The organism is Pseudomonas phenolilytica (assembly GCF_021432765.1).
Lineage (GTDB): Bacteria > Pseudomonadota > Gammaproteobacteria > Pseudomonadales > Pseudomonadaceae > Stutzerimonas > Stutzerimonas phenolilytica.
This window is the reverse complement of the sequence record NZ_CP058908.1, coordinates 1,004,311-1,025,003: the sequence shown is the minus strand read 5'-3', so window position 1 is coordinate 1,025,003 and position 20,693 is coordinate 1,004,311. Positions and strand designations below refer to the sequence as shown.

24 protein-coding genes are annotated in these 20,693 nt (G+C 67.1%); 10 read left to right on the top strand and 14 right to left on the bottom strand.

The genetic code is table 11. The features are described from left to right. Positions 1 to 115 precede the first annotated feature (115 nt). Complete coding sequence (locus tag HU825_RS04895; RefSeq protein WP_234303026.1) at positions 116 to 1,951, top strand: ABC transporter ATP-binding protein; 1,836 nt, start codon at positions 116 to 118, stop codon at positions 1,949 to 1,951. Positions 1,952 to 2,046: 95 nt separating this feature from the next. Further along, positions 2,047 to 2,340 (top strand): GNAT family N-acetyltransferase, encoded by a 294-nt coding sequence (locus HU825_RS04890; protein WP_234303025.1) that lies wholly within the window; start codon positions 2,047 to 2,049, stop codon positions 2,338 to 2,340. Positions 2,341 to 2,414: 74 nt separating this feature from the next. Here HU825_RS04890 and yghU read toward each other — a convergent pair whose 3' ends face one another. From yghU to trpB, 3 genes are all read right to left on the bottom strand, one after another. Next, positions 2,415 to 3,257, bottom strand: a complete 843-nt coding sequence (yghU, locus tag HU825_RS04885; protein ID WP_234303024.1) for a glutathione-dependent disulfide-bond oxidoreductase — start codon at positions 3,255 to 3,257, stop codon at positions 2,415 to 2,417. A gap of 291 nt (positions 3,258 to 3,548) precedes the next feature. Continuing rightward, positions 3,549 to 4,358, bottom strand: coding sequence for a tryptophan synthase subunit alpha (trpA, locus tag HU825_RS04880; RefSeq protein WP_054094266.1), 810 nt, complete (start codon positions 4,356 to 4,358; stop codon positions 3,549 to 3,551). Beyond that, positions 4,355 to 5,566, bottom strand: coding sequence for a tryptophan synthase subunit beta (gene trpB, locus HU825_RS04875; protein ID WP_054094267.1), 1,212 nt, complete (start codon positions 5,564 to 5,566; stop codon positions 4,355 to 4,357). The genes trpA and trpB overlap by 4 nt, the downstream gene beginning before the upstream one ends. A gap of 203 nt (positions 5,567 to 5,769) precedes the next feature. Here trpB and HU825_RS04870 point away from each other — a divergent pair, with 203 nt between their 5' ends. The 4 genes from HU825_RS04870 (at position 5,770) to HU825_RS04855 (ending at position 7,843) form a co-directional block, all read left to right on the top strand. Beyond that, the gene (locus tag HU825_RS04870; protein WP_234303023.1) at positions 5,770 to 6,675 is read left to right on the top strand and encodes a LysR family transcriptional regulator; all 906 of its coding nucleotides are present in this window, start codon (positions 5,770 to 5,772) and stop codon (positions 6,673 to 6,675) included. 114 nt (positions 6,676 to 6,789) lie between these two features. Next, the gene (locus HU825_RS04865) at positions 6,790 to 7,293 is read left to right on the top strand and encodes a DUF3060 domain-containing protein (protein WP_077682362.1); all 504 of its coding nucleotides are present in this window, start codon (positions 6,790 to 6,792) and stop codon (positions 7,291 to 7,293) included. Positions 7,294 to 7,309: 16 nt separating this feature from the next. After that, a complete protein-coding gene (locus HU825_RS04860) occupies positions 7,310 to 7,525 on the top strand; it encodes a KTSC domain-containing protein (protein WP_054094270.1) in 216 nt (71 codons plus the stop codon). A 102-nt stretch (positions 7,526 to 7,627) separates the two neighbouring features. Continuing rightward, the gene (locus HU825_RS04855; protein ID WP_043294980.1) at positions 7,628 to 7,843 is read left to right on the top strand and encodes a dodecin; all 216 of its coding nucleotides are present in this window, start codon (positions 7,628 to 7,630) and stop codon (positions 7,841 to 7,843) included. Between the two features lie 29 nt (positions 7,844 to 7,872). Here HU825_RS04855 and HU825_RS04850 read toward each other — a convergent pair whose 3' ends face one another. From HU825_RS04850 to HU825_RS04840, 3 genes are all read right to left on the bottom strand, one after another. Then, positions 7,873 to 8,868: an LLM class flavin-dependent oxidoreductase gene (locus HU825_RS04850; protein ID WP_054094272.1), complete on the bottom strand. Its 996-nt coding sequence runs from the start codon at positions 8,866 to 8,868 to the stop codon at positions 7,873 to 7,875. 14 nt (positions 8,869 to 8,882) lie between these two features. Next, entirely contained in the window at positions 8,883 to 9,293 is a 411-nt protein-coding gene (locus tag HU825_RS04845) for a PA0061/PA0062 family lipoprotein (protein WP_043295112.1), read from the bottom strand. Between the two features lie 104 nt (positions 9,294 to 9,397). Beyond that, positions 9,398 to 9,823: an SRPBCC family protein gene (locus tag HU825_RS04840; RefSeq protein WP_043294983.1), complete on the bottom strand. Its 426-nt coding sequence runs from the start codon at positions 9,821 to 9,823 to the stop codon at positions 9,398 to 9,400. 144 nt (positions 9,824 to 9,967) lie between these two features. Between HU825_RS04840 and HU825_RS04835 the strand changes: the two genes are divergently transcribed. The 3 genes from HU825_RS04835 to HU825_RS04825 all read left to right on the top strand — a co-directional run bounded on the left by HU825_RS04835 (position 9,968) and on the right by HU825_RS04825 (position 13,141). Next, positions 9,968 to 11,026 (top strand): aminopeptidase, encoded by a 1,059-nt coding sequence (locus HU825_RS04835; protein ID WP_234303022.1) that lies wholly within the window; start codon positions 9,968 to 9,970, stop codon positions 11,024 to 11,026. Between the two features lie 215 nt (positions 11,027 to 11,241). Continuing rightward, positions 11,242 to 12,411 carry a hypothetical protein gene (locus HU825_RS04830; RefSeq protein ID WP_234303021.1) on the top strand — a complete coding sequence of 390 codons (1,170 nt, stop codon included), beginning with the start codon at positions 11,242 to 11,244 and terminating at the stop codon, positions 12,409 to 12,411. A gap of 10 nt (positions 12,412 to 12,421) precedes the next feature. After that, a complete protein-coding gene (locus HU825_RS04825) occupies positions 12,422 to 13,141 on the top strand; it encodes a ferritin-like domain-containing protein (RefSeq protein WP_234303020.1) in 720 nt (239 codons plus the stop codon). A 66-nt stretch (positions 13,142 to 13,207) separates the two neighbouring features. Here the strand turns inward: HU825_RS04825 and HU825_RS04820 are convergent, their stop codons facing one another. The 5 genes from HU825_RS04820 to HU825_RS04800 all read right to left on the bottom strand — a co-directional run bounded on the left by HU825_RS04820 (position 13,208) and on the right by HU825_RS04800 (position 17,276). Beyond that, positions 13,208 to 13,843, bottom strand: coding sequence for an SCO family protein (locus HU825_RS04820; protein WP_234303019.1), 636 nt, complete (start codon positions 13,841 to 13,843; stop codon positions 13,208 to 13,210). Between the two features lie 178 nt (positions 13,844 to 14,021). Continuing rightward, positions 14,022 to 14,921 (bottom strand): heme o synthase, encoded by a 900-nt coding sequence (gene cyoE / locus HU825_RS04815; protein WP_234303018.1) that lies wholly within the window; start codon positions 14,919 to 14,921, stop codon positions 14,022 to 14,024. A 10-nt stretch (positions 14,922 to 14,931) separates the two neighbouring features. Continuing rightward, positions 14,932 to 15,984, bottom strand: coding sequence for a COX15/CtaA family protein (locus HU825_RS04810; protein WP_234303017.1), 1,053 nt, complete (start codon positions 15,982 to 15,984; stop codon positions 14,932 to 14,934). 22 nt (positions 15,985 to 16,006) lie between these two features. Further along, on the bottom strand, positions 16,007 to 16,564 hold the full coding sequence (locus HU825_RS04805) for a hypothetical protein (RefSeq protein WP_043294994.1): 558 nt from the start codon (positions 16,562 to 16,564) through the stop codon (positions 16,007 to 16,009). Then, entirely contained in the window at positions 16,539 to 17,276 is a 738-nt protein-coding gene (locus HU825_RS04800) for an SURF1 family protein (protein ID WP_234303016.1), read from the bottom strand. The genes HU825_RS04805 and HU825_RS04800 overlap by 26 nt, the downstream gene beginning before the upstream one ends. A 75-nt stretch (positions 17,277 to 17,351) precedes the next feature. Here HU825_RS04800 and HU825_RS04795 point away from each other — a divergent pair, with 75 nt between their 5' ends. Beyond that, the gene (locus tag HU825_RS04795; RefSeq protein WP_043294998.1) at positions 17,352 to 17,555 is read left to right on the top strand and encodes a twin transmembrane helix small protein; all 204 of its coding nucleotides are present in this window, start codon (positions 17,352 to 17,354) and stop codon (positions 17,553 to 17,555) included. Here the strand turns inward: HU825_RS04795 and HU825_RS04790 are convergent. Genes HU825_RS04790 through ctaD form a run of 3 tightly spaced genes read right to left on the bottom strand, consistent with a single transcriptional unit; the run spans position 17,552 to position 20,691 of the window. Beyond that, positions 17,552 to 18,445: a cytochrome c oxidase subunit 3 gene (locus HU825_RS04790; protein ID WP_043294999.1), complete on the bottom strand. Its 894-nt coding sequence runs from the start codon at positions 18,443 to 18,445 to the stop codon at positions 17,552 to 17,554. The genes HU825_RS04795 and HU825_RS04790 overlap by 4 nt on opposite strands. Next, entirely contained in the window at positions 18,442 to 19,014 is a 573-nt protein-coding gene (locus HU825_RS04785) for a cytochrome c oxidase assembly protein (protein WP_043295002.1), read from the bottom strand. Before HU825_RS04785 ends, HU825_RS04790 begins: the two co-directional genes overlap by 4 nt. Before the next feature lie 48 nt (positions 19,015 to 19,062). Beyond that, positions 19,063 to 20,691: a cytochrome c oxidase subunit I gene (ctaD, locus tag HU825_RS04780; protein ID WP_102828136.1), complete on the bottom strand. Its 1,629-nt coding sequence runs from the start codon at positions 20,689 to 20,691 to the stop codon at positions 19,063 to 19,065. Positions 20,692 to 20,693: the final 2 nt, after the last annotated feature.

Below are 20,693 nucleotides of genomic sequence, written 5' to 3'. Positions count from 1 at the left end.
GGGCAGGCGGTTGGCGAAACGCTCGCGGGCTCCGGGCGTCCAACCGGGATGCCGCGCCCGTGCGGTCGTATTTGCGAATGACGTTCGCCCACCTCGCCACAAAGCAGACTTCCCCATGCTGTTCCGCCGTTTCGAAAACCTGATCGATGTCTTCAAGCCCAGCCCGGACGTTGCACCGCCGGCCGGGATGCTGCGTTTCTATGCCCATTACCTGAAGCAGGTCTGGCCGTTGATGACCGCCGTGCTGGTGGTCGGCTTTTTCGCGGCGCTGATCGAGGTGGCGTTGTTCAGTTTTCTCGGCCAACTGATCGACATGGCCCAGACGACTGATGACGCGCGGACCTTCTTTGCCGAGCACCGCAACGCGCTGCTGTGGATGGCGGCGGTGGCGCTGGTCATCCGGCCCCTGGTATTCGGCCTGCACAACCTGCTGACGCATCAGGCGATCAACCCGGGGCTGACCAATCTGATCCGCTGGCAGAACCATCGCTACGTGCTCAAGCAGAGCCTGAACTTCTTCCAGAACGACTTCGCCGGGCGCATCGCCCAGCGCGTGATGCAGACCGGGCCGTCGCTGCGCGATTCGGCCATGCAGGTGATCGACGCGCTCTGGCATGTGGTGGTCTATGCCGGCAGCGCGCTGTATCTGTTCGCCGCCGCCGACCTGCGCCTGATCGTGCCCTTGTTGCTGTGGATCGTCGGCTACAGCGCCGCGCTCTGGTACTTCGTGCCGCGTATCCGCGCGCGTTCGGCGGCGGCGTCCGCGGCGCGTTCGAAGGTGATGGGGCGGGTGGTGGACGGCTACAGCAACGTCGCCACGCTCAAGCTGTTCGCCCACTCGCGCGAGGAGGAGAGCTACGCCCGCGAGGCGATGCAGGAGCTGCTCGGCAAATTCCGCCTGCAGTCGCGGGTGATCACCAGCCTGGATTTCCTCATCACCTGCATGAACGGCCTGTTGATCGTCGGCACCGGCGCGCTGGCGCTGTGGCTGTGGAGCGAGGCGCTGATCACCACAGGCGCAATCGCCCTGGCACTGGGCCTGGTGATCCGCATCAACAACATGGCCGAGTGGATCATGTGGGTGGTCAACGGCATCTTCGAGAACGTCGGCACCGTGCAGGACGGCATGAAGAGCATCGTCCGACCGCGCGATGTGCTCGACCCCGAGGACGCCAGGCCGCTGCAGGTGGAGCAGGGCGGCGTGCGCTTCGAGGATGTGCATTTCCACTACGGCAAGCAGGGCGGGGTGATTAGCGGGCTGACCATCGACATTCGTCCGGGCGAGAAGATCGGCCTGGTCGGGCCGTCGGGTGCGGGCAAGTCGACGCTGGTCAACCTGCTGCTGCGCCTCTATGACCTGGAGAGCGGGCGCATCCTGATCGACGGGCAGAACGTCGCCGAGGTCAGCCAGGAAAGCCTGCGCGCCAATATCGGCGTGGTCACCCAGGACACGGCGCTGCTGCACCGCTCCATCCGCGACAACCTGCGCTACGGCAAGCCCGACGCCACGGAAGACGAACTCTGGGCCGCGGCGCGCAAGGCCCGTGCGGACGCGTTCATAGAGACCCTGGACGACAGCCAGGGCGGCAAGGGCTTCGAGGCGATGGTCGGCGAGCGCGGCGTGAAGCTCTCCGGCGGGCAACGGCAGCGCATCGCCATCGCCCGGGTGCTGCTCAAGGACGCGCCGATCCTGGTGCTCGACGAAGCCACCTCGGCGCTGGATTCGGAGGTCGAGGCGGCGATTCAGGAGAGCCTGGATACCCTGATGGAAGGCAAGACGGTGATCGCCATCGCCCACCGGCTGTCGACCATCGCGCGCATGGATCGGCTGGTGGTGATCGACAAAGGCCAGGTGATCGAGACCGGCACCCACGCCGAGCTGATCGCCCGCGGTGGCCTCTATGCGCGGCTGTGGCAGCATCAGACCGGTGGGTTTGTCGGGGTGGATTGAGGGCCGCTACGTGAAGCCCTGCCTCATGCTGAACCCTTGTCCGCCGTGGCCACTCGTACCTCTAGCCGCCATCATTCAACTGAGAGGAGTCTGCCATGACCGATAAACCAGCCAGCGTCCGCCACGATGCCGCGCAGCAGCGCTATGAGTTGCTGGTCGAGGGCCAGCCACTCGGCTTCGCCGCGTATAGCGAGCAGGGCGGCAGAATGGTGTTCACCCATACCGAGGTCGACCCCAGCCTGTCCGGGCAGGGCTTGGGCAGCGTGCTGGCCAAGGGCGCGCTGGACGATGCACGGCGTCGCGGCAAGCGCGTGGTGCCGCAGTGCGAGTTCATCGCCAGGTACGTCGAGCGCCACGAGGAATGGCAGGATCTGGTAGACCCTGCCTGACCATTCGTGGACCGGCGCCGCGTGCCGCCGCGCTTGTTTGCTGAACGGCTACGGCAGCGCTTTGGATGATGCGCTCAGTCGAGATCGGCGGCGCTGTGGCGTTCGGGGGCCTGTTCGGCTTCCTCGCCCCAGGTGCGGTTGACCTTGCGCCCGCGGATCACGGCGGGGCGTTCGGCGATCTCGGCGGCCCAGCGTTGCACGTGTTGATAGTCCTGCACCGAGAGGAATTCGCCGGCGCCGTACAGCTCACCCAGCGCCAGCACGCCGTACCAGGGCCAGATCGCCATGTCGGCGATGCTGTAGTCGTCACCGGCGACGTAGCGGTGCTCGGCCAGCTGGCGGTCGAGCACGTCGAGCTGGCGCTTGGCTTCCATCGCGTAGCGGTTGATCGGGTATTCGTACTTCTCCGGCGCATAGGCGTAGAAGTGGCCGAAGCCGCCGCCGAGAAAGGGCGCCGAGCCCATCTGCCAGAACAGCCAATTCAGCGTCTCGGTGCGTGCGCGCAGTTCCCTGGGCAGGAAGGCGCCGAACTTCTCCGCGAGATACAGCAGGATCGAGCCCGACTCGAACACCCGCAGCGGCCCGCCTTCGGCGCTGTGATCGACCAGCGCGGGGATCTTGGAATTCGGGTTGACCTCGACGAAGCCGCTGCCGAACTGGTCGCCATCGGCGATGCGGATCGGCCAGGCGTCGTATTCCGCGCCGGCATGGCCGCTGGCGAGCAGTTCCTCGAGCATGATGTTGACCTTCACGCCGTTGGGCGTGGCCAGCGAATAGAGCTGCAGCGGGTGCTTGCCCACCGGCAGCGCCCGCTCGACCCGCGCGCCGGCGGTGGGGGCGTTGATGTTGGCGAACTGGCCGCCGGAGGGGGCGTCGTGGGTCCAGACCTTCGGTGGGACGTAAGGGGTATCAGGCATGGCGATCTCCTCGAGAGGGGACTGGGAATGTGCAGAGCATCCTACGCGCCCGGACGGCGCGCTCGAAATCGAGCCGGTCGATATTGGTCATCGATGGGCGAGGGTTTGTTCGATGCCGGATGAGGGGGCATGTGGTGGGCTGAAGCCCACCCTACGGCTACGGATGGCGGGGGGTGGAGCGCGTAGGGTGGCTGACTCGCCTGGGCGATCATCCACCGGCGCTGGGCCGTTGCGGCGTTCCGGCCGGTGGAAAAGGCTGCGCCGTTTTCCACCCTACGTGGAGCGGGGGGCTTAGCCGCGCGCGTTGCGCACGCCGGCGCTGAGTTCGCGACACAGGCCGAGCACGCCTTCCACCGCCTGTTCCGGACTCTTGGCACTGGCGATCTGGTCGATCAGCGCCGAGCCGACTACCACGCCCTCGGTCAGCCGGGCGATGGCCGCGGCCTGTTCCGGCGTACGGATGCCGAAGCCGACGCACACAGGCAGGGCGGTATGCCGCTTGAGACGCGCCACCGCTTCCTCGACGTGTTCCAGGGTGGCGGAACCGGCGCCGGTCACGCCGGCCACCGAGACGTAGTAGACGAAGCCCGAGCTGCCGTTGAGCACGGTGGGCAGGCGCTGGTCGTCGGTGGTCGGGGTGGTCAGGCGGATGAAGTCGATTCCCGCGGCCTGGGCCGGGTCGCAAAGTTCGTCGTTATGCTCCGGCGGCAGGTCGACGACGATCAGGCCATCGACGCCGGCCTCTTTCGCATCGGCGACGAAGCGCTCGACGCCATAGGCGAAGATCGGGTTGTAGTAGCCCATCAGCACCAGCGGGGTGCTGGCGTTGGTTTCGCGGAATTCGCGGACCATCTGCAGCGTCTTCGGCAGGTTCTGCTTGGCCGCCAGGGCGCGGATGTTGGCCAGCTGGATCGCCGGACCGTCGGCCATCGGGTCGGTGAACGGCATGCCCAGCTCGATGACGTCGGCGCCGGCGTCCGGCAGGCCCTTGAGGATCGCCAGCGAGGTGGCGTAGTCCGGGTCGCCGGCGGTGACGAAGGTCACCAGCGCCGCGCGGTTCTGTTCTTTCAGCTCGGCAAAGCGGCTCTGCAGGCGGCTCATGCGTGCTTCTCCTGTTCGCTCATGTGGTGCATGACGGTTTGCATGTCCTTGTCGCCGCGGCCGGAGAGGTTGACCACCATCAGGTGCTCCTTGGGCAGCGTCGCCGCGCGCTTGAAGGCTTCGGCCAGGGCGTGGGCACTTTCCAGCGCGGGGATGATGCCTTCCAGGCGGCAGCAGTCGTGGAAGGCGGCGAGCGCCTCGTGGTCGGTGATCGGCACGTACTCGACGCGCTTGATCTCGTGCAACCAGGCGTGTTCGGGGCCGACGCCGGGGTAGTCGAGGCCGGCGGAAATCGAATGCGCGTCGGTGATCTGGCCGTCGGCGTCCTGCAAGAGGAAGGTGCGGTTGCCGTGCAGCACGCCCGGCGCGCCGCCGGCCATGCTGGCGGCGTGCTTGCCGGTGTCGATGCCATGACCGGCGGCCTCGACGCCGACGATCTGCACGCTTTCATCGTCGAGGAATGGGTGGAACAGGCCGATGGCGTTGGAACCGCCGCCGATGCAGGCGACCAGCGAGTCGGGCAGGCGGCCTTCCTTCTGCATGATCTGCTCGCGCACTTCGTTGCCGATCACCGACTGGAAGTCGCGCACCATGGCCGGGTAGGGGTGCGGGCCGGCGGCGGTGCCGATCAGGTAGAAGGTGTTGTGGACGTTGGTCACCCAGTCGCGCAGGGCCTCGTTCATTGCATCCTTCAGCGTGCCGGTGCCGGCGGTGACCGGGATCACCTCGGCGCCCAGCAGCTTCATGCGGAAGACGTTGGCCTGCTGGCGGTCGATGTCGGTGGTGCCCATGTACACCACGCACTGCATGCCGAAGCGCGCGGCCACGGTGGCCGTGGCCACGCCGTGCATGCCGGCACCGGTCTCGGCGATGATGCGTTTTTTACCCATGCGTTTGGCCAGCAGGATCTGGCCGATGCAGTTGTTGATCTTGTGCGCGCCGGTGTGGTTGAGGTCTTCGCGCTTGAGGTAGATCTTCGCGCCGCCGAAGTGCTCGCTCAGGCGCTCGGCGTAGTACAGCGGGCTGGCACGGCCGATGTAGTCGCGCTGGAAGTAGGCCAGCTCCTCGAGAAAGGCCGGATCGCCCTTGGCCTTCTCGTATTCGGCGGCCAGCTCGTTGATCAGCGGCATCAGGGTTTCGGCGACGAACTGGCCGCCGAAGCGGCCGAACAGCCCGCGGTTGTCCGGGCCGGTGCGGTATGAGGTCATGGAAAGCTCCTTGGAGGGTGCCGATACGCAGTCGGGGTGACCGTAGGGTGGACAACGGCGCAGCCTTGTCCACCATCGTGATCGACGGTGGAAAATCGCTTCGCGAGTTTTCCACCCTACGGCAGGTATGAGGGCGAGCTTACGGCTGCAGACCCTCGCGGAAAAGCGATAAGATCGCCGCAATACGTCAGGAAAACTCACCTATGGCAACCGAGCTTCCTCCTCTCAACGCGCTGCGTGCCTTCGAGGCTGTTGCCCGCCTGGGCAGCCTGAAGCGCGCAGCGGACGAGCTGCACGTCACGCATGGGGCCATCAGTCGGCAGCTGCGGGCGCTCGAGGAAACCCTCGGGGTGGCGCTGCTGCAAAAGGAAGGGCGCGGCGTAAAACTCACTGATGCCGGGCGTCGGCTGGGCGAAGCGAGTGGCGAGGCCTTCGCCCGGCTGCGCGGCGCCTGTGACGAGCTTCGACGCGATACCGCCGAGGCGCCGTTCGTGCTCGGCTGTCCGGGCAGCCTGCTGGCGCGCTGGTTCATTCCGCGGCTTGACCGGCTCAACCGCGACCTGCCGGAACTGCGCCTGCAACTGTCGGCCAGCGAGGGCGAGCTGGACCCGCGCCGCCCCGGCCTGGATGCCACGCTGTGGTACGCCGAACCGCCGTGGCCGGCCGACATGCAGGTGTTCGAGCTGGACGCCGAGCGCATCGGCCCGGTGCTCAGCCCGCATCATCCGCGGTGCGCCGCGCTGCGTGCCCTGCCGGCGGCGGCGCTGCTCGATGAGCCGTTGCTGCACCCGGCCTCGCGACCGCAGGCCTGGCCGAGCTGGGCGCACCAGCAGGGGCTGGAGCCGGCACGGCTGCGGCTGGGGCAGAGCTTCGAGCACCTGTATTTCCTGCTGGAAGCCGCGCTGGCCGGGCTTGGCGTAGCCATCGCCCCGCAGCAGCTGGTCGCCGACGACCTGACCAGCGGCCGCCTGCTGGCGCCCTGGGGTTTCGTCGAGACCTCGGCGCGGCTGGCGCTGTGGGTGCCGACGCGGCGTGTCGGCCGGCGCGCCGAGCGGCTGGCCGAGTGGTTGCGTGCGGAGCTTCACGCGGCGCGCCCGTCGCCGGGCTGACCCCGGCGCCGCGGCAGAACTCCGGCGTGGCCGTCGAGTCCTATGCGCATCGCCGCGTGGCGTGTTCGACGGCCCCTGCGGCGAGCCCCTTCGCGCAAAAAAAGGATGTTCCAGATGCACCCGACCTTTTTCGCCCCGGCCCTGCTGGCCGGCCTGCTGGCCTCCGCCGCGGTGCAGGCCGCCGTCATCGAACTGGACGGCATCGGCCTGTCGCGGGACGTGCCGTGCAACGGCCAGGCAGTGAACATCTCCGGTAACGGCAACCGCATCCAGCTGACCGGCGACTGCGGCGCGGTCGAGGTCTACGGCTCGGATCATCAGGTGAGCCTGCAGCGTGCCGCCGCGCTGACCGTTTCCGGCGCCGAGAACAGCGTGCAGGCCGACACCGTTGGCCGCCTGAGTGTGGACACCAACCGCAACCGTGTGCGCACGGCCATCGTGGCGGGCGCCGAGCCGGCGGTCGTCGAGGTGAGCGGCGCCGAGCACGAGCTGGAGCTGCGCTTCGATGCGCCGGCGCAGGTGTCGGTCGAAGGCGCCGATAACCGGCTGCTCTGGCAGGGCCAGGAGCCGCAGTTCGCCGTCGGCGGCGTCGATCAGCGGATAGAGCGCAAACCGTGAACCGGACCAGCCGGCGATGAAGCGCGCGCCGGTGGCCTCCAGCAGCCTGCGTTCGCTGGGTTACGACGCCGCGCAGCAGGTGCTGGAGGTGGAGTTCGCCAGCGGCGCGCTGTACCGCTACGAGCAGGTGCCGGCGGCGGAAGTGCAGGCGCTGCTGGAGGCCGATTCGCTGGGCCGGCATTTCAATCAGGTCTTCAAGGCGCAGCACTATGCCTACCGGCGCATTGCCTGAATGGCCGCCGCGGCGGCTGAACTTCGCGTGGCTCTGCTAGCCTCAATTCAGGCAGGGACGGCCTCAATCGAGCGGAGGCTCATCGAACGCAAGGGGGCATGCATGTCGGACCATCACACCTACAAGAAGATCGAGATCGTCGGCTCGTCGCGCAACAGCGTCGACGAGGCGATCCGCAACGCCGTGGCCGAGGCGGGCAAGACGCTGCAGAACCTAGAATGGTTCGAGGTGGGCGAGATTCGCGGGCACATCCGCGACGGCCAGGTGGCGCACTTCCAGGTCGCGGTGAAGATCGGCTTCCGTCTCAACGACAGCTGATGCGGCAGCCGCGCTGAGGCATGCCGGGCTCACTTCAGCCCGGCAAGGATCTCGAAGGCGCGGTGCCGGTCGGCGGTTTCGTACAGATCGCAGGTGAAGATCAGTTCGTCGGCCTGGGTCTGCTCCAGCAGCACGTCCAGCCGCGCACGGACCTTCTCCGGCCCGCCGATCAGCGCCAGGCCGAGGAAATCGCCCACCGCCTGCTGCTCATGCGGCAGCCACAGGCCGTGCATGCTCGGCACCGGCGGGCGCAGCACCAGGCTCTGGCCGCGGATCAGCGCGAGGATGCGCTGGTAGACGCTGGTCGCCAGGTACTCGGCCTGCTCGTCGCTGTCAGCGGCGATCAGCGGTACGCCGAGCATCACGTAGGGTTTGTCGAGGACCGCCGAGGGCTGGAAGTTGTCGCGGTAGAGCTTGATCGCCTGATGCATGAAGCGCGGCGCGAAATGCGAGGCGAAGGCATACGGCAGGCCCTTGGCCGCGGCCAGCTGGGCGCTGAACAGGCTGGAGCCGAGCAGCCAGATCGGCACGTTGCTGTTCATGCCGGGCATGGCGATGACGCGCTGGTTCGGCTGGCGCGGGCCGAGCAACCGTTCCAGCTCCTCGACGTCCTGCGGGAAGTCGTCGGCGCTGCCCATGCGGTCGCGGCGCAGCGCATGGGCGGTGAATTGGTCGGCGCCCGGTGCGCGGCCGAGGCCGAGGTCGATGCGGCCGGGATACAGCGCCTGCAGAGTGCCGAACTGCTCGGCGATCACCAGCGGCGCGTGGTTGGGTAGCATCACCCCGCCGGCGCCGAGGCGGATGCGCGTGGTGTTGGCGGCCAGGTAGCCGATCAGCACGGCGGTGGCGGCACTGGCGATGCCGTCCATGTTGTGGTGCTCGGCGACCCAGAAACGCTGGAAGCCGAGCCCTTCGACGTGCCGCGCCAGCGCCAGGGCATTGTGCAGCGCCTGGGCTGGCGTGCCGTCATCGCGGATCGGTGCCAGGTCGAGGGCGGAAAAGCGGGTCTGGGCAATACGGGACATCGTCTACCTCTTCCTCAATAGCAGTGCTCGGCCTGTGCCTCGACCAGCACGTTGCGCTGTTCGTCGAGCAGCCAGCCCTGTGGCGTGAAGCCGAGCGAGCGCGCCTGGAACAGATAGCGCTTGCCGGCCTCGAAGTGGTCGTACTGCACCACCATCGTGCAGCGCATGGTCTGGGTCTCGCCGAACATGCCGAGGCCGCCGCCACTGACTTCGAATTCGTAGTTGGCTTCGAGTTCATGACGGCCCGGCGGCACCTGGAAGAAGCGCCCGTCGTAGGTGCGCTTGCCGTCCAGCCGGTCGGACATGAAGATGTCGATGGTCTGCGCGCGCATGTCCACCCAGGCCATCTGCGGATCGTGCGGCGGCAACGGGCTGGCGCAGCCGGTGACGGCGAGAGCGAGCAACAGGGCGAGCGGCAGGCGCATGATGAGTTCCTCGACGGACATGCACGAGGCCAGTGCCTCGTCACGATCCTGCGAGCCTGCGCCAGATGCCGGGGCTTTTCAACCGCGCCAGGCGGGCGCCGGCCTCAGCGTTCGGCGAGGTTGCCGCAGCCCTTTTCCTCGGCGCGCGCCAGCACGTACTGGTGTTCGTCGTAGAGCTTGGCCCAGGGGCGGAAGCCGTAGCCGCCGGCGACCAGCCGATAGCGGGCGCCGGCATTGAAACGGTCGTAAGCCAGGGTCAGCTTGCAGTCGCGCGGCAGCGGCGCGCTGGTCGGGCCGATGTTGCTGCCCTCGACCTGGAAGCGATAGCGCATCTCCAGCGTGCGGCTGCCCGGCTCGACCTGGAAGTAGCGGCCGTCGTCGAGTGCCTTGCCGTCCACCGCCAGCGCCTGCAACTGCGTTTCGCCATGCGGCCGGAGGTCGACCCAGGCTTGGTTGGGGTCGGGCTTGGGCATCCACAGCGAACAACCGGCGAGGGGCGAAAGCAGCAGGGCAACGATGAGAACGCGCATCGGGAAGGCTCCGACCGGGAAGCAGGCGCCCGGCTAGCGAATCGAAAGCGAATGCCGGCGTGGGATTGCCATCCGCCGCGCGGCCTTTGTAGGGTGCCGGCTGACCCGGCACGACGCCGGTTGCGACTCACCGGTTGATTCCCGATGCCGAAGCCCAACGCCGCCACCATCGACCACCGCGCCCTGCGCTGGGTTCCCCTGCTGCTTGCCGTTGGTCTGAATGGTTGCAGCTATTACAGCCAGCTGGCGGTCGGTCAGCTCGAACTGCTGCGCCAGCGCGAGCCGGTCGCGCGGGTGATCGCCGATGAAACCCGCGACCCGGCGTTGCGCCAGCGCCTGACCCATGCGCTGCAGGCGCGCCGCTTTGCCAGCAGCGCGCTGGGGCTGCCGGACAACGACAGCTACCGGTTGTACGCGGACATCCAGCGGCCCTACGTGGTGTGGAACCTGTTCGCCACCGAAGCGTTCTCGGTGAAGCCCGTCGAGCATTGCTTCCCGATTGCCGGCTGCGTGGCCTATCGCGGCTATTACCGCCAGGGTGCCGCGCGCGGCGAGGCGGCGCGTCTGCGGGCGCAGGGGCTGGATACCCACGTGGCGGGCGTCGAGGCCTATTCGACGCTCGGCTGGTTCGCCGACCCGCTGCTCAGCTCGATGCTGCGCCGTGACGACGAGCAGCTTGCCGCGCTGCTGTTCCACGAGCTGGCGCACCAGCGTCTCTACGTGCCCGGTGACACCGCGTTCAACGAGTCCTACGCCACCTTCGTCGAGCGCGAGGGACTGCGCCAGTGGCGCCGCGCGCGCGGCCTGCCGCCGCTGGACGGCCAGGCGCAGCGGCAGTATCGCCAGCTGGTCGAACTGCTGCTGGCTACGCGCGAGCGGCTGGCCGCGCTGTATGCCTCGGGCAGGCCGCAGGCCGAGCTGCGGGCGCTCAAACAGGCCGAATTCACGCGGCTGCGGCGTGACTACCGGCACCTGCGCGACGGTGCCTGGGGCGGCTCGCGGCGTTTCGATGGCTGGTTCGCGCGGCCGCTGAACAACGCCAGCCTGGTGCCGTTCGGCCTGTACGACCGTTGGGTGCCGGCGTTTGCCGCACTGTTCGAACAGAGCGAACGCGATTGGGCGCGCTTTCACGCGGCGGTCGAGGCGCTCGCCGAGCATCCCGCCGACGAGCGGGAGGCCGCGCTCAGGCAGCTGTCCGACTGAGCAGGCGCAACGGCGCCGCGCGCTACCACGGCGCTTTGCGCCGAACGCGGTTCATGTGTCTAAAAGTTGCGATATACCGTTCATCGGCGGCGATTCCCTCGACCGCTGAACGGTGCGAATCGTTTGCCGAAGCCTCCGGTCCTCTTTACTAGGTCGCCGATTCATACGGCGGCGATTCCTCATGCCTGATACCCACGCATAACCACGGAGGCTCCATGGAGACCCTATCCGGAATTTTCGACAACAAAGGCACGCCGCTGGAGAAGCAAAAGTTCACCTGGAAGGAAATGGCCGGCAAGCCGATCAGCAAGCTCGATGACGATGCCTTTACCCGTGTGCGCATCATCCTCATGAACGGCGTCGAGACCGATGCCCTGCGCCTTTCCCACGGCATCGCCCGCTTCAACAAGGAACTGCGCCTGCCGCTGGCGCAGATCCGGCGTACCGAGCAGCACCAGGCGACCATGATCAACTGGCTGATCGGCGCCGACCACTCGCCGCTGGAAACCACCGTGGCCTACGAACAGGTGGCCATCGAGGTGACCGCCGCGGTGGCGCAGAACGAGCCCGACCCCTACCAGGCGCAGACCTATCGCTTCGGCCTGCTGGAAGACTTCGATCACCTGTACCGCTACTCGGCGATGCTCGATCGCCTCGAGGGCAAGGATGCCAACAACATCCTGCAGGGCTATACCGACATCGTGCCCGGGCGGAAAACGTCGGAGCACCATCGTCATCCGGAAAACGACATTCGCGACAACTACGAGAAGAACTCCGCCGCGCTGATCACCAAGATCCACGCGGCGCTGATCACCGGCGCGGAATACCAGACCCACGACTACTACATGAACATCGGCCCGCTGTTCGCCGACCCGCTGGCGCGCCAGCTGTACGCTGAGATCGCCTCGGTTGAGGAGCAGCACGTCACCCAGTACGGCTCGCTCTCCGACCCCAGCGAAAGCCACATCGAGAAGTGGCTGGTGCACGAGGCGATGGAGGTCTACATGTACGCCAGCTGCGCCGAGCAGGAGACCAATCCGCGCATCAAGGCCATGTGGGAGCGTTTCCTCGACTACGAGCTGGGCCACCTCAACGTCGCCTGCGAGTGGTTCAAGAAACTCGAAGGTCGCGACCCGGCCGAGATTCTCGCCGGTCCGCTGCCGAAGATGGTCGAGTTCAAGAGCCAGCGTGATTTCGTCCGCCAGGTGCTGGCCGCCGAGGTCAACCTGCGTACCGCCGGCCCGGCCTATGTGGACAAGGCCAAGGAGCCGCAGTCCTCGCTCGATTACCGCAACCACCTCGCCTCGCAAGGGCTCGCCTCGGACATCGTCTCGGCGGGTTACCAGTGGGCGCCGGGTGGCGAACTGATGCGCAAGGCTTCCTGAGGAGACGAACATGGCTACTGCAGCGAAAGTAGGTACCAACTTCACCGGCGTGCAGATGTCGCCGAAAGACACCAAGCGCCTGCTCGATGCCGTCAACGAGATTCATCCGGACGTGCCGGGTGACGAGCACGGCATGCTGGTCGAGCGCGCCGAACGCAATGAAGAGGCCGACCGCATCGGCTCGGTACCGGTGCCAGGTTCGGCCAAGGGCATGCTCAAGACCGGCTTCGACATGATGAAAGGCAAGAGCCCCGAGGTGTTCATCGACAAGCTCGGCGAGCGCCTGGCGTTCGAGCGCAACGGTGTGCGTCTGTACGAGGCGATGATCGCCAAGGCGCGCAACCTCGATTCCGGCAGCGCGCTGGTGGACGAGTTGCAGCACATCCGTGACGAAGAGTTCGAGCACATGATGCTGGTGCACGCGGCGATGGAAAAACTCGGCGCCGATCCCACCGCGCAGACGCCCTGTGCCGACGTGGCCGGGGTCATGGCGATGGGCATCATGCAGGTGCTGACCGATCCACGCACCAACATCCCGCAGTGTCTGAATGCATTGCTGACGGCGGAGCTGGCGGACAACGCCGCCTGGGAACTGCTGATCGAGCTGGCGCAGGCCGCGGGCCATCCGAACATCGGCGACAGCTTCGTCAAGGCCAAGACCCAGGAAGACGATCACCTGCTGAAGATCAAGACGCTGATGCGCCGCGATCTGATCCTGCAGACCAAGTAAGCGCGGCCCGAATGCAAAGCGCGGCTTTCGCCGCGCTTTGTCGTTTCTACGGAAAGGGGTGGTCACTCAGCGCGGCTGCTGCACCAGCGCGGGCAACTGTTCGGCGAGCTTCTGCACCCGCAGCGGTGCGCGGATGAAGCCGTGCTGGCGACCGTCCGGGCCGATGATGACCAGATTGCCGCTGTGGTCGACGGTGTAGTTTTCCTTGCTGGTGTCCGGCGGAATGAACGGGATACCGACGCCGTTGGCCAGCGCCTGGATGTTCTCCGGCGTGCCGGTCCAGCCGTGAAAACCGGCGTTGAAATAACCCAGGTATTCCTTGAGCTTGGCCGGCGTGTCGCGGTTCGGATCGACGCTGACCAGGATCGGCTGGAGCTGCCCGCGCACCGTTTCGGGGAGCAGGCCGTTGAGCTGGCGCAGCTCGGCAAGGGTGGTCGGGCAGATGTCGGGACAGAACGTGTAGCCGAAGAACAGCAGCGTCCAGCCGCCCTTGAGCTGGTCGACCTGCACCGCCTGGCCATTCTCGTCGGTCAGGCTCAGCGCCGGCAGCGGGCGGCTCTGCGGCAGCAGCACGATACCGGCATCCAGCAGTTGAGTCGGGTCGAGCTGGCGTTCGCCATTGAGTACCTTGGAAACCGTCAGCCCGACGACCAGCGCGATCAGCGCAACGAGGATGAAAACGGTTTTCTGGATGCGGGTCATGGGCGTCCTGTGGGCGGCTGGGTGGCCTGTTTGGTGAGCTCAGTTGGTCGATTTCGGCGCCCCTGACCCCGACACTGCATTGCTGCTCCTTGCCATAGCTCGCCATGACTCGTCGCAGCGCCTTGTCTCGGAGCCATGTTCATCCGAACTTGCCTCAACCCACTCACCGCACAGGCCACTAGAAATCGAGCAGCAGATAATGATCAACCAGTAGCGCGATGAACAGCGCGAACAGGTACCAGATGCTGAATTTGAAGGTCTTGATTGCCGCATGTGGCCGGCTGTCGCGGTACAGCGCGATGGCCCAGTAGAGAAACCGCGCGCCCAGCAACGCCGCGGCGACCAGGTACAGCAGGCCGCTCATGTGGATGGCGAACGGCATGAAGCTGACTGCCAGCAGGATCGCGGTGTAGAGCAGGATGTGCACCTTGGTGTAGTGCACGCCGTGGGTCACCGGCAGCATCGGAATGTTCACCTTGGCGTACTCGGCGCGGCGGTGGATCGCCAGCGCCCAGAAATGTGGTGGCGTCCAGGCGAAGATGATCAGCACCAGCAGCAGGGGTTCGGCGCTGATCTGGCCGGTCACCGCGACCCAGCCGAGCAGCGGCGGCGCGGCGCCGGCCAGGCCGCCGATGACGATGTTCTGCGGCGTGGCGCGCTTGAGAAAGCCGGTGTAGATCACCGCGTAGCCGATCAGCGAGGCGAGCGTCAGCCAGGCCGCCAGCGCATTGGTGAAGGCCAGCAGCAGCGCGAGCCCGGCGACGCCCAATGCCAGCGCAAAGGTCAGCGCGGCGGCGGGTGACACCCGGCCCTCGGCCAGCGGGCGCTTGTGGGTGCGCGCCATCACTGCGTCGATGCGGCGGTCCACCACGTGATTGACCGCCGCCGCGCCGCCGGCGCACAGCGCGATGCCGAGGTTGCCGAACAGCAGCACCGTCCACGGCACGCCGGCACGGGTGGCGAGGAACATGCCGACCAGCGAGGTGATGAGCATCAGCAGCACCACCTTCGGCTTGGTCAGCTCCAGGTAGTCGCGCCAGCTGGCCTGGACGCGGTGTTCGCTGAGTACGGTGGCCATGGTGTTCTCCTTATGGTCGGGCGCCGGGCAGGTCGAAGCGACCGGCCGTGGACGTCATCGATGCGGGATGTCGGGCGCGTGCAGGCTGGCGCAGGCGGTAGTTGACCAGCACCAGCACCAGCAGCAGCGCGGCGCCGCCGCCGTTGTGTGCCACCGCGACCGGCAGCGGCAGGTGCAGCACGACGTTGGCGATACCCAGCCCGACCTGCAGCGTCAGCGCGCCGAGCACCAGCGCCGCGAGGCGGCCGAGGCCGTTGCGCCGCAGCAGCGCGGCGAGCGCCAGCAGCACCAGTGTCACGCTCAGTGCGCCGAGCCGGTGGCTGACGTGGATTGCCGTGCGCGCCTCGCCGTAGAGCAGGCCGCCGAGGTAGTTGGGGCCGATGTCGTGATGGGTGAGGTTGAAGGCGTTGGCGAAATCCATCCGTGGCCACCATTCACCGTGGCAGGTGGGAAAATCGGTGCAGGCCACCGCTGCATAGTTGCTGCTGACCCAGCCGCCGAGGGTGATCTGGCCGACCACCAGCAGCAGGGCGAGCGCCGCGAAGGCGCGCAGCCGGCCGTCGACCGCGCCCAGCGGCGGTAGCGCCCCGGACAGGCGCAGGCACAGCAGGAACAACAGGCTCAGGGTGGTGAAGCCGCCCAGCAGGTGCGCCGTAACGACTTGCGGCCACAACTGCAGCGTCACCGTCCACATGCCGAACAGCGCCTGGGCGATCACCACGGCGAGCAGCAGCAACGGCAGCTTCACCGGCTGCCCTGGCTCGTTGCGACGGCGCAGCGCCTGCAGCGCCAGCGCGAGGATCACCAAGCCGAGGCTGCCGGCGAAATAGCGATGGACCATCTCGTTCCAGCCCTTGTGCACTTCCACCGGCGCATCGGGGAAGCGTTCGGCGGCCAGGCTCTGCGCCTGTTCGCTCATCGGCACGCCGAGAAAACCGTAGCAGCCCGGCCAGTCCGGGCAGCCGAGGCCGGCGTGGGTCAGCCGCGTGTAGGCGCCGAGCAGCACCACCACCACGGCCAGCGCGGTGGCGAACAGGGCAAGGCGGTAACCGGGGCGGGTCATCGGGCGCTCCTTTAAGCCGGCTTCAGCCGATCTGCGAAATCTTCAGCAGGTACTTGAGGTCGTCGAGGATCGCCTTGCCGTCGGCCTTGGCGTCGTAGCGCAGCACCAGATTGCCGTGCGGATCGACGATCCACAGCTGCGGCGCGGCATCGCCGGTCGGCGTCAGCCCGTAGCGCTGCAGCTGCGGGTACTCGCGTGCCAGCCGCTGCTCGGCTTCGGCTGCCAGCGGCTCGCTGCTGGCCAGCGCATGGCCGGCGCGCGCCGCCTCGCGGGCCAGGCCGATGTTGATCTGCCGCGCCAGGTAGACCAGCCGCAGGCAGTCCGCCGCGCAGCCTTGCGGCGCGGTGACCAGCAGCTCCCAGCGTGCCGCGTCCGCCGGCGCCTGCACGCCGATGGCCGCGCGGTTCTGCCCGTCGGCGACCAGCACGCCGTGGTAGCTGCGGCTCTGCGGTACCCAGAAACCGTAGCGGTACATCGCCGAGGCCAGCAGCATCGGTCCCAGCACCACGGCGATGATGAGCAGCAGTTGCAGGCGCCCGCGCCCGCGGCGCGGCTCAGTGGCGGTCATGGTCGGATTCATCGGGTTCATGCCGTGCTCCTCGTGCCTGATGCACGCCGAAATAGACGAACAGCGCCAGCAGCGCCGCGGCCAGGGCGAACCACTGCACCGCATAGCCGACGTGCTGCTGCGGACTCATGCTGGTTACCGGCCAGTCCGCGCGGTAGGCGCTCGGGCCGGGCTCCAGGCGCAGTTCTTGGGCCACGCCGTCGCGGCCGAGCAGCGCCCACAGCGCCGGAACATCGACGTGGCTGATCAGCCGCGGCCAGCCCTCGGCCATGCGCTCGCTGAAGACGAACGGTTTGCCCGGCGGCACGTACAGCCAGGCGGCGAGCTTGAGGGGCTGCTGCGGTGTGTCGAACTGCGGGGCGATGCGCCGGTCCGGCCAGGGCAGCCAGCCGCGGTTGATCAGCAGCCAGCGACCGCTGGGTTCGTCGTAGAAGGGCTGCAGCAGCTCCACGCCGACCTGGCCGTCGCGCGTGCGGCTGTCGAGCAGGAAGCTGTGCGCGGCATCGAAGCGCCCCTGCAGGTACACGCGCGCGTAGGCCTGCCCGGCGCTGCCGTCGAGCTGCTCCGGCGTCAGCGGCGCGGCCTCCTGGCGGGCCTGCTGGCGCTCCAGCAGCTCGCGCTTCTGCTCGCTGCGTTCCAGCTGCCAGAAACCCAGCCAGACCAGCAGCGGCAGCAGCGCCAACACCAGCAGGGTCGGCAGCAGCCCCGGGCGGAAGCGGCTCATGGCCGGCACCCTGGAATGTCGATATGGCTGGCTATACTCCACCCCCACTCCCGCTCCCCCGTCATGGAATCGCTCATGCTCAAGACGGCGATCGTCCTGTCGTTAGTGGCCACGCTGGTCAGTCTGTTCAGTGGCCTGTTCTTCCTGGTGCGCGACGAGGGGCGCCGCTCTCGCGTGATCGCGGCGCTGTTCGTGCGCGTCTGCCTGGCTGCGCTGACCGTTGCGCTGATCGCCTGGGGCTTCTGGTCCGGCGAACTGCGCCCGGGGCTGGCTTCCTAGATCACGTAGACGAAGACGAACAGGCCGATCCACACCACGTCGACGAAGTGCCAGTACCAGCTCGCCGCCTCGAAGCCGAAGTGGTGTTCGGCACTGAAATGCCCGCGCAGGATGCGGATCAGCATCACCGTGAGGATGATCGCGCCCATGGTCACGTGCGCGCCGTGGAAGCCGGTGAGCATGAAGAACGTCGCGCCGTAGATGCCCGAGCCGAGCGTCAGCCCCAGCTCGTTGTAGGCGTGGATGTATTCCTCGGCCTGCAGGATCAGGAAGGCCACGCCGAGCAGAACCGTCACCGCCAGACCGATCTTCAGCTGCTGACGATTGTTCTTGCGCAGCGCGTGGTGCGCCCAGGTCAGGGTGAAGCTGGAGGACACCAGCAGGATGGTGTTGACCAGCGGCAGACCCCAGGCGCTGATGGTGCCTTCCGGCGCCGGATAGAGCTTGGGATCGGGATTGTTCAGCAGCGGCCAGCTGTACTCGAAGCCCGGCCACAGCATGTTGCTGACGCCCTTGTCACCTTCACCGCCAAGCCAGGGGCCGACCCAGTAGCGCACGTAGAACAGCGCGCCGAAGAACGCCAGGAAGAACATCACCTCGGAGAAGATGAACCAGCTCATGCCCCAGCGGAACGAGCGGTCCATCTGCGCGCTGTACAGCCCGGCGCGGCTCTCCTTCACCACCGCGCCGAACCAGCCGAACATCATGTAGGCGATCAGCAGCGCGCCGATGAAGAAGATCAGCGGGCCGCTGGATTCGGCGCGCTCGGCCTTCAGATCGTTGAACCAAGTGCCCAGGCCGAAGAAGGTGACCAGCAGGGCGATGGTGGCGACGATCGGCCATTTGCTCTGCGCCGGGACGTAGTACTGCTCGTGGGTCTGGGTGCTCATTGCAGACTCTCCTTGGCCGCGGCCGTCGCCAGGGCGGCGACCGGTGGCTGGCGGGACGTGATGTCGAACAGCGTGTAGGCGAGGGTCAGGTGGCGCACATCGGCCGGCAGGTCGCGATCGACGATGAAGCGCACCGGCATCTCGATGCGCTCGCCCGGCTGCAGCACCTGCTGGGTGAAGCAGAAGCATTCGGTCTTGTGGAAGAACGCCGCGGCCTTCGACGGCGAGACGCTCGGCACCGCCTGGGCGGTCATCGGCTTGTCCGTCGGATTGAAGGCGACGAAGCGGATTTCCTGGCTGGCGCCCGGATGCACCTCCACCTGCGCGGCCAGCGGCTGGAACTCCCAGGCCATGCCTGCGGCGTTGGTGGCGAGGAACTGCACGCGCACCTGGCGCGCCGCATCCACCGTCTGCTTGCCGTCATAGGCGCCGGCGGTCTTGCCGTTGATGCCGAACGCCTGGCACATCACGTCGTAGATCGGCACCAGGGCGAAGCCAAAGGCGAACATCGCCGCCACCACCAGCAACAGGCGGCGAACCAGACGCGCGGTGGGCAGTGACTCGCTCATCGGCGGCTCCTCGGCAGGCGCCGCCCGCGTGGGCGGCCGGCGGCTGCGCTAGTCATGCTTGGGCCCCGTGCGGTGCTCGTGCAGGGTGTCCATGTCCGGCGGCGTGGTGAAGGTGTGGTAGGGCGCCGGCGACGGCACGCTCCATTCCAGCCCTTCGGCGCCGTCCCACGGCTTGGCCGGGGCCGGCACGCCGCCGCGGATGCACTTGATGACGATGAACAGGAACAACAGCTGCGTGGCGCCGAACATGAAGGCGCCGACGCTGGAGACCATGTTGAAGTTGGCAAACATCATGTTGTAGTCGGGGATGCGTCGCGGCATGCCGGCCAGGCCGACGAAGTGCATCGGGAAGAACGCCAGGTTCATGCCGATGAAGCTCATCCAGAAGTGCAGCTTGGCCAGCGTCTCGTCATACATGTGCCCGGTCCACTTCGGCAGCCAGTAGTAGGCCGAGGCGAAGATGCCGAAGATCGCCCCCGGCACCAGCACGTAGTGGAAGTGCGCCACCACGAAGTAGGTGTCGTGGTACTGGAAGTCGGCCGGCGCGATGGCCAGCATCAGCCCGGAGAAGCCGCCGATGCTGAACAGGATGACGAACGCCACGGCGAACAGCATCGGCGCCTCGAACGTCAGCGAGCCGCGCCACATGGTCGATACCCAGTTGAACACCTTCACGCCGGTGGGCACGGCGATCAGCATGGTGGCGTACATGAAGAACAGCTCGCCGGTCAGCGGGATGCCGACGGTGAACATGTGGTGCGCCCAGACGATGAACGAGAGGAAGGCGATGGCGCCGGTGGCGTAGACCATCGAGGTGTAACCGAACAGCGGCTTGCGGCTGAATGCCGGGATGATCGAGCTGATCGCGCCGAACGCCGGCAGGATCATGATGTACACCTCGGGGTGGCCGAAGAACCAGAACACGTGCTGGAACAGCACCGGATCGCCGCCGCCAGCGGCACTGAAGAAGCTGGTGCCGAAGTGGATGTCCATCAGCATCATGGTCACCACGCCGGCCAGTACCGGCATCACCGCGATCAGCAGGAAGGCGGTGATCAGCCAGGTCCAGACGAACAGCGGCATCTTCATCAGCGTCATGCCGGGTGCGCGCAGGTTGAGCACGGTGGCGATGACGTTGATCGCTCCCATGATCGAGCTGATGCCCATCAGGTGGATGGCGAAGATGAAGAAGGTCACCGATTCCGGCGCGTAGGTGGTGGACAAGGGCGCGTAAAAGGTCCAGCCGAAGTTTGGCCCGCCGCCCTCCATGAACAGCGTCGACACCAGCAGGCCGAAGGCCGCCGGCAGCAGCCAGAAGCTGAAGTTGTTCATCCGCGGCAGGGCCATGTCCGGCGCGCCGATCATCAGCGGGATCATCCAGTTGGCCAGGCCGACGAAGGCCGGCATCACCGCGCCGAACACCATCACCAGGCCGTGCATGGTGGTCATCTGGTTGAAGAACTCCGGCTGCACGATCTGCAGGCCCGGCTGGAACAGCTCGGCGCGGATCACCATGGCGAAGGTGCCGCCGAGCAGGAAGGCGCAGAAGCTGAACCACAGGTACATCGAGCCGATGTCCTTGTGGTTGGTGGTCAGCAGCCAGCGCGAGAGGCCCTTGGCCGGGCCGTGGTGGTGGTCATGCCCGGCATGCCCATGATCGTCGATCACTGCACTCATCA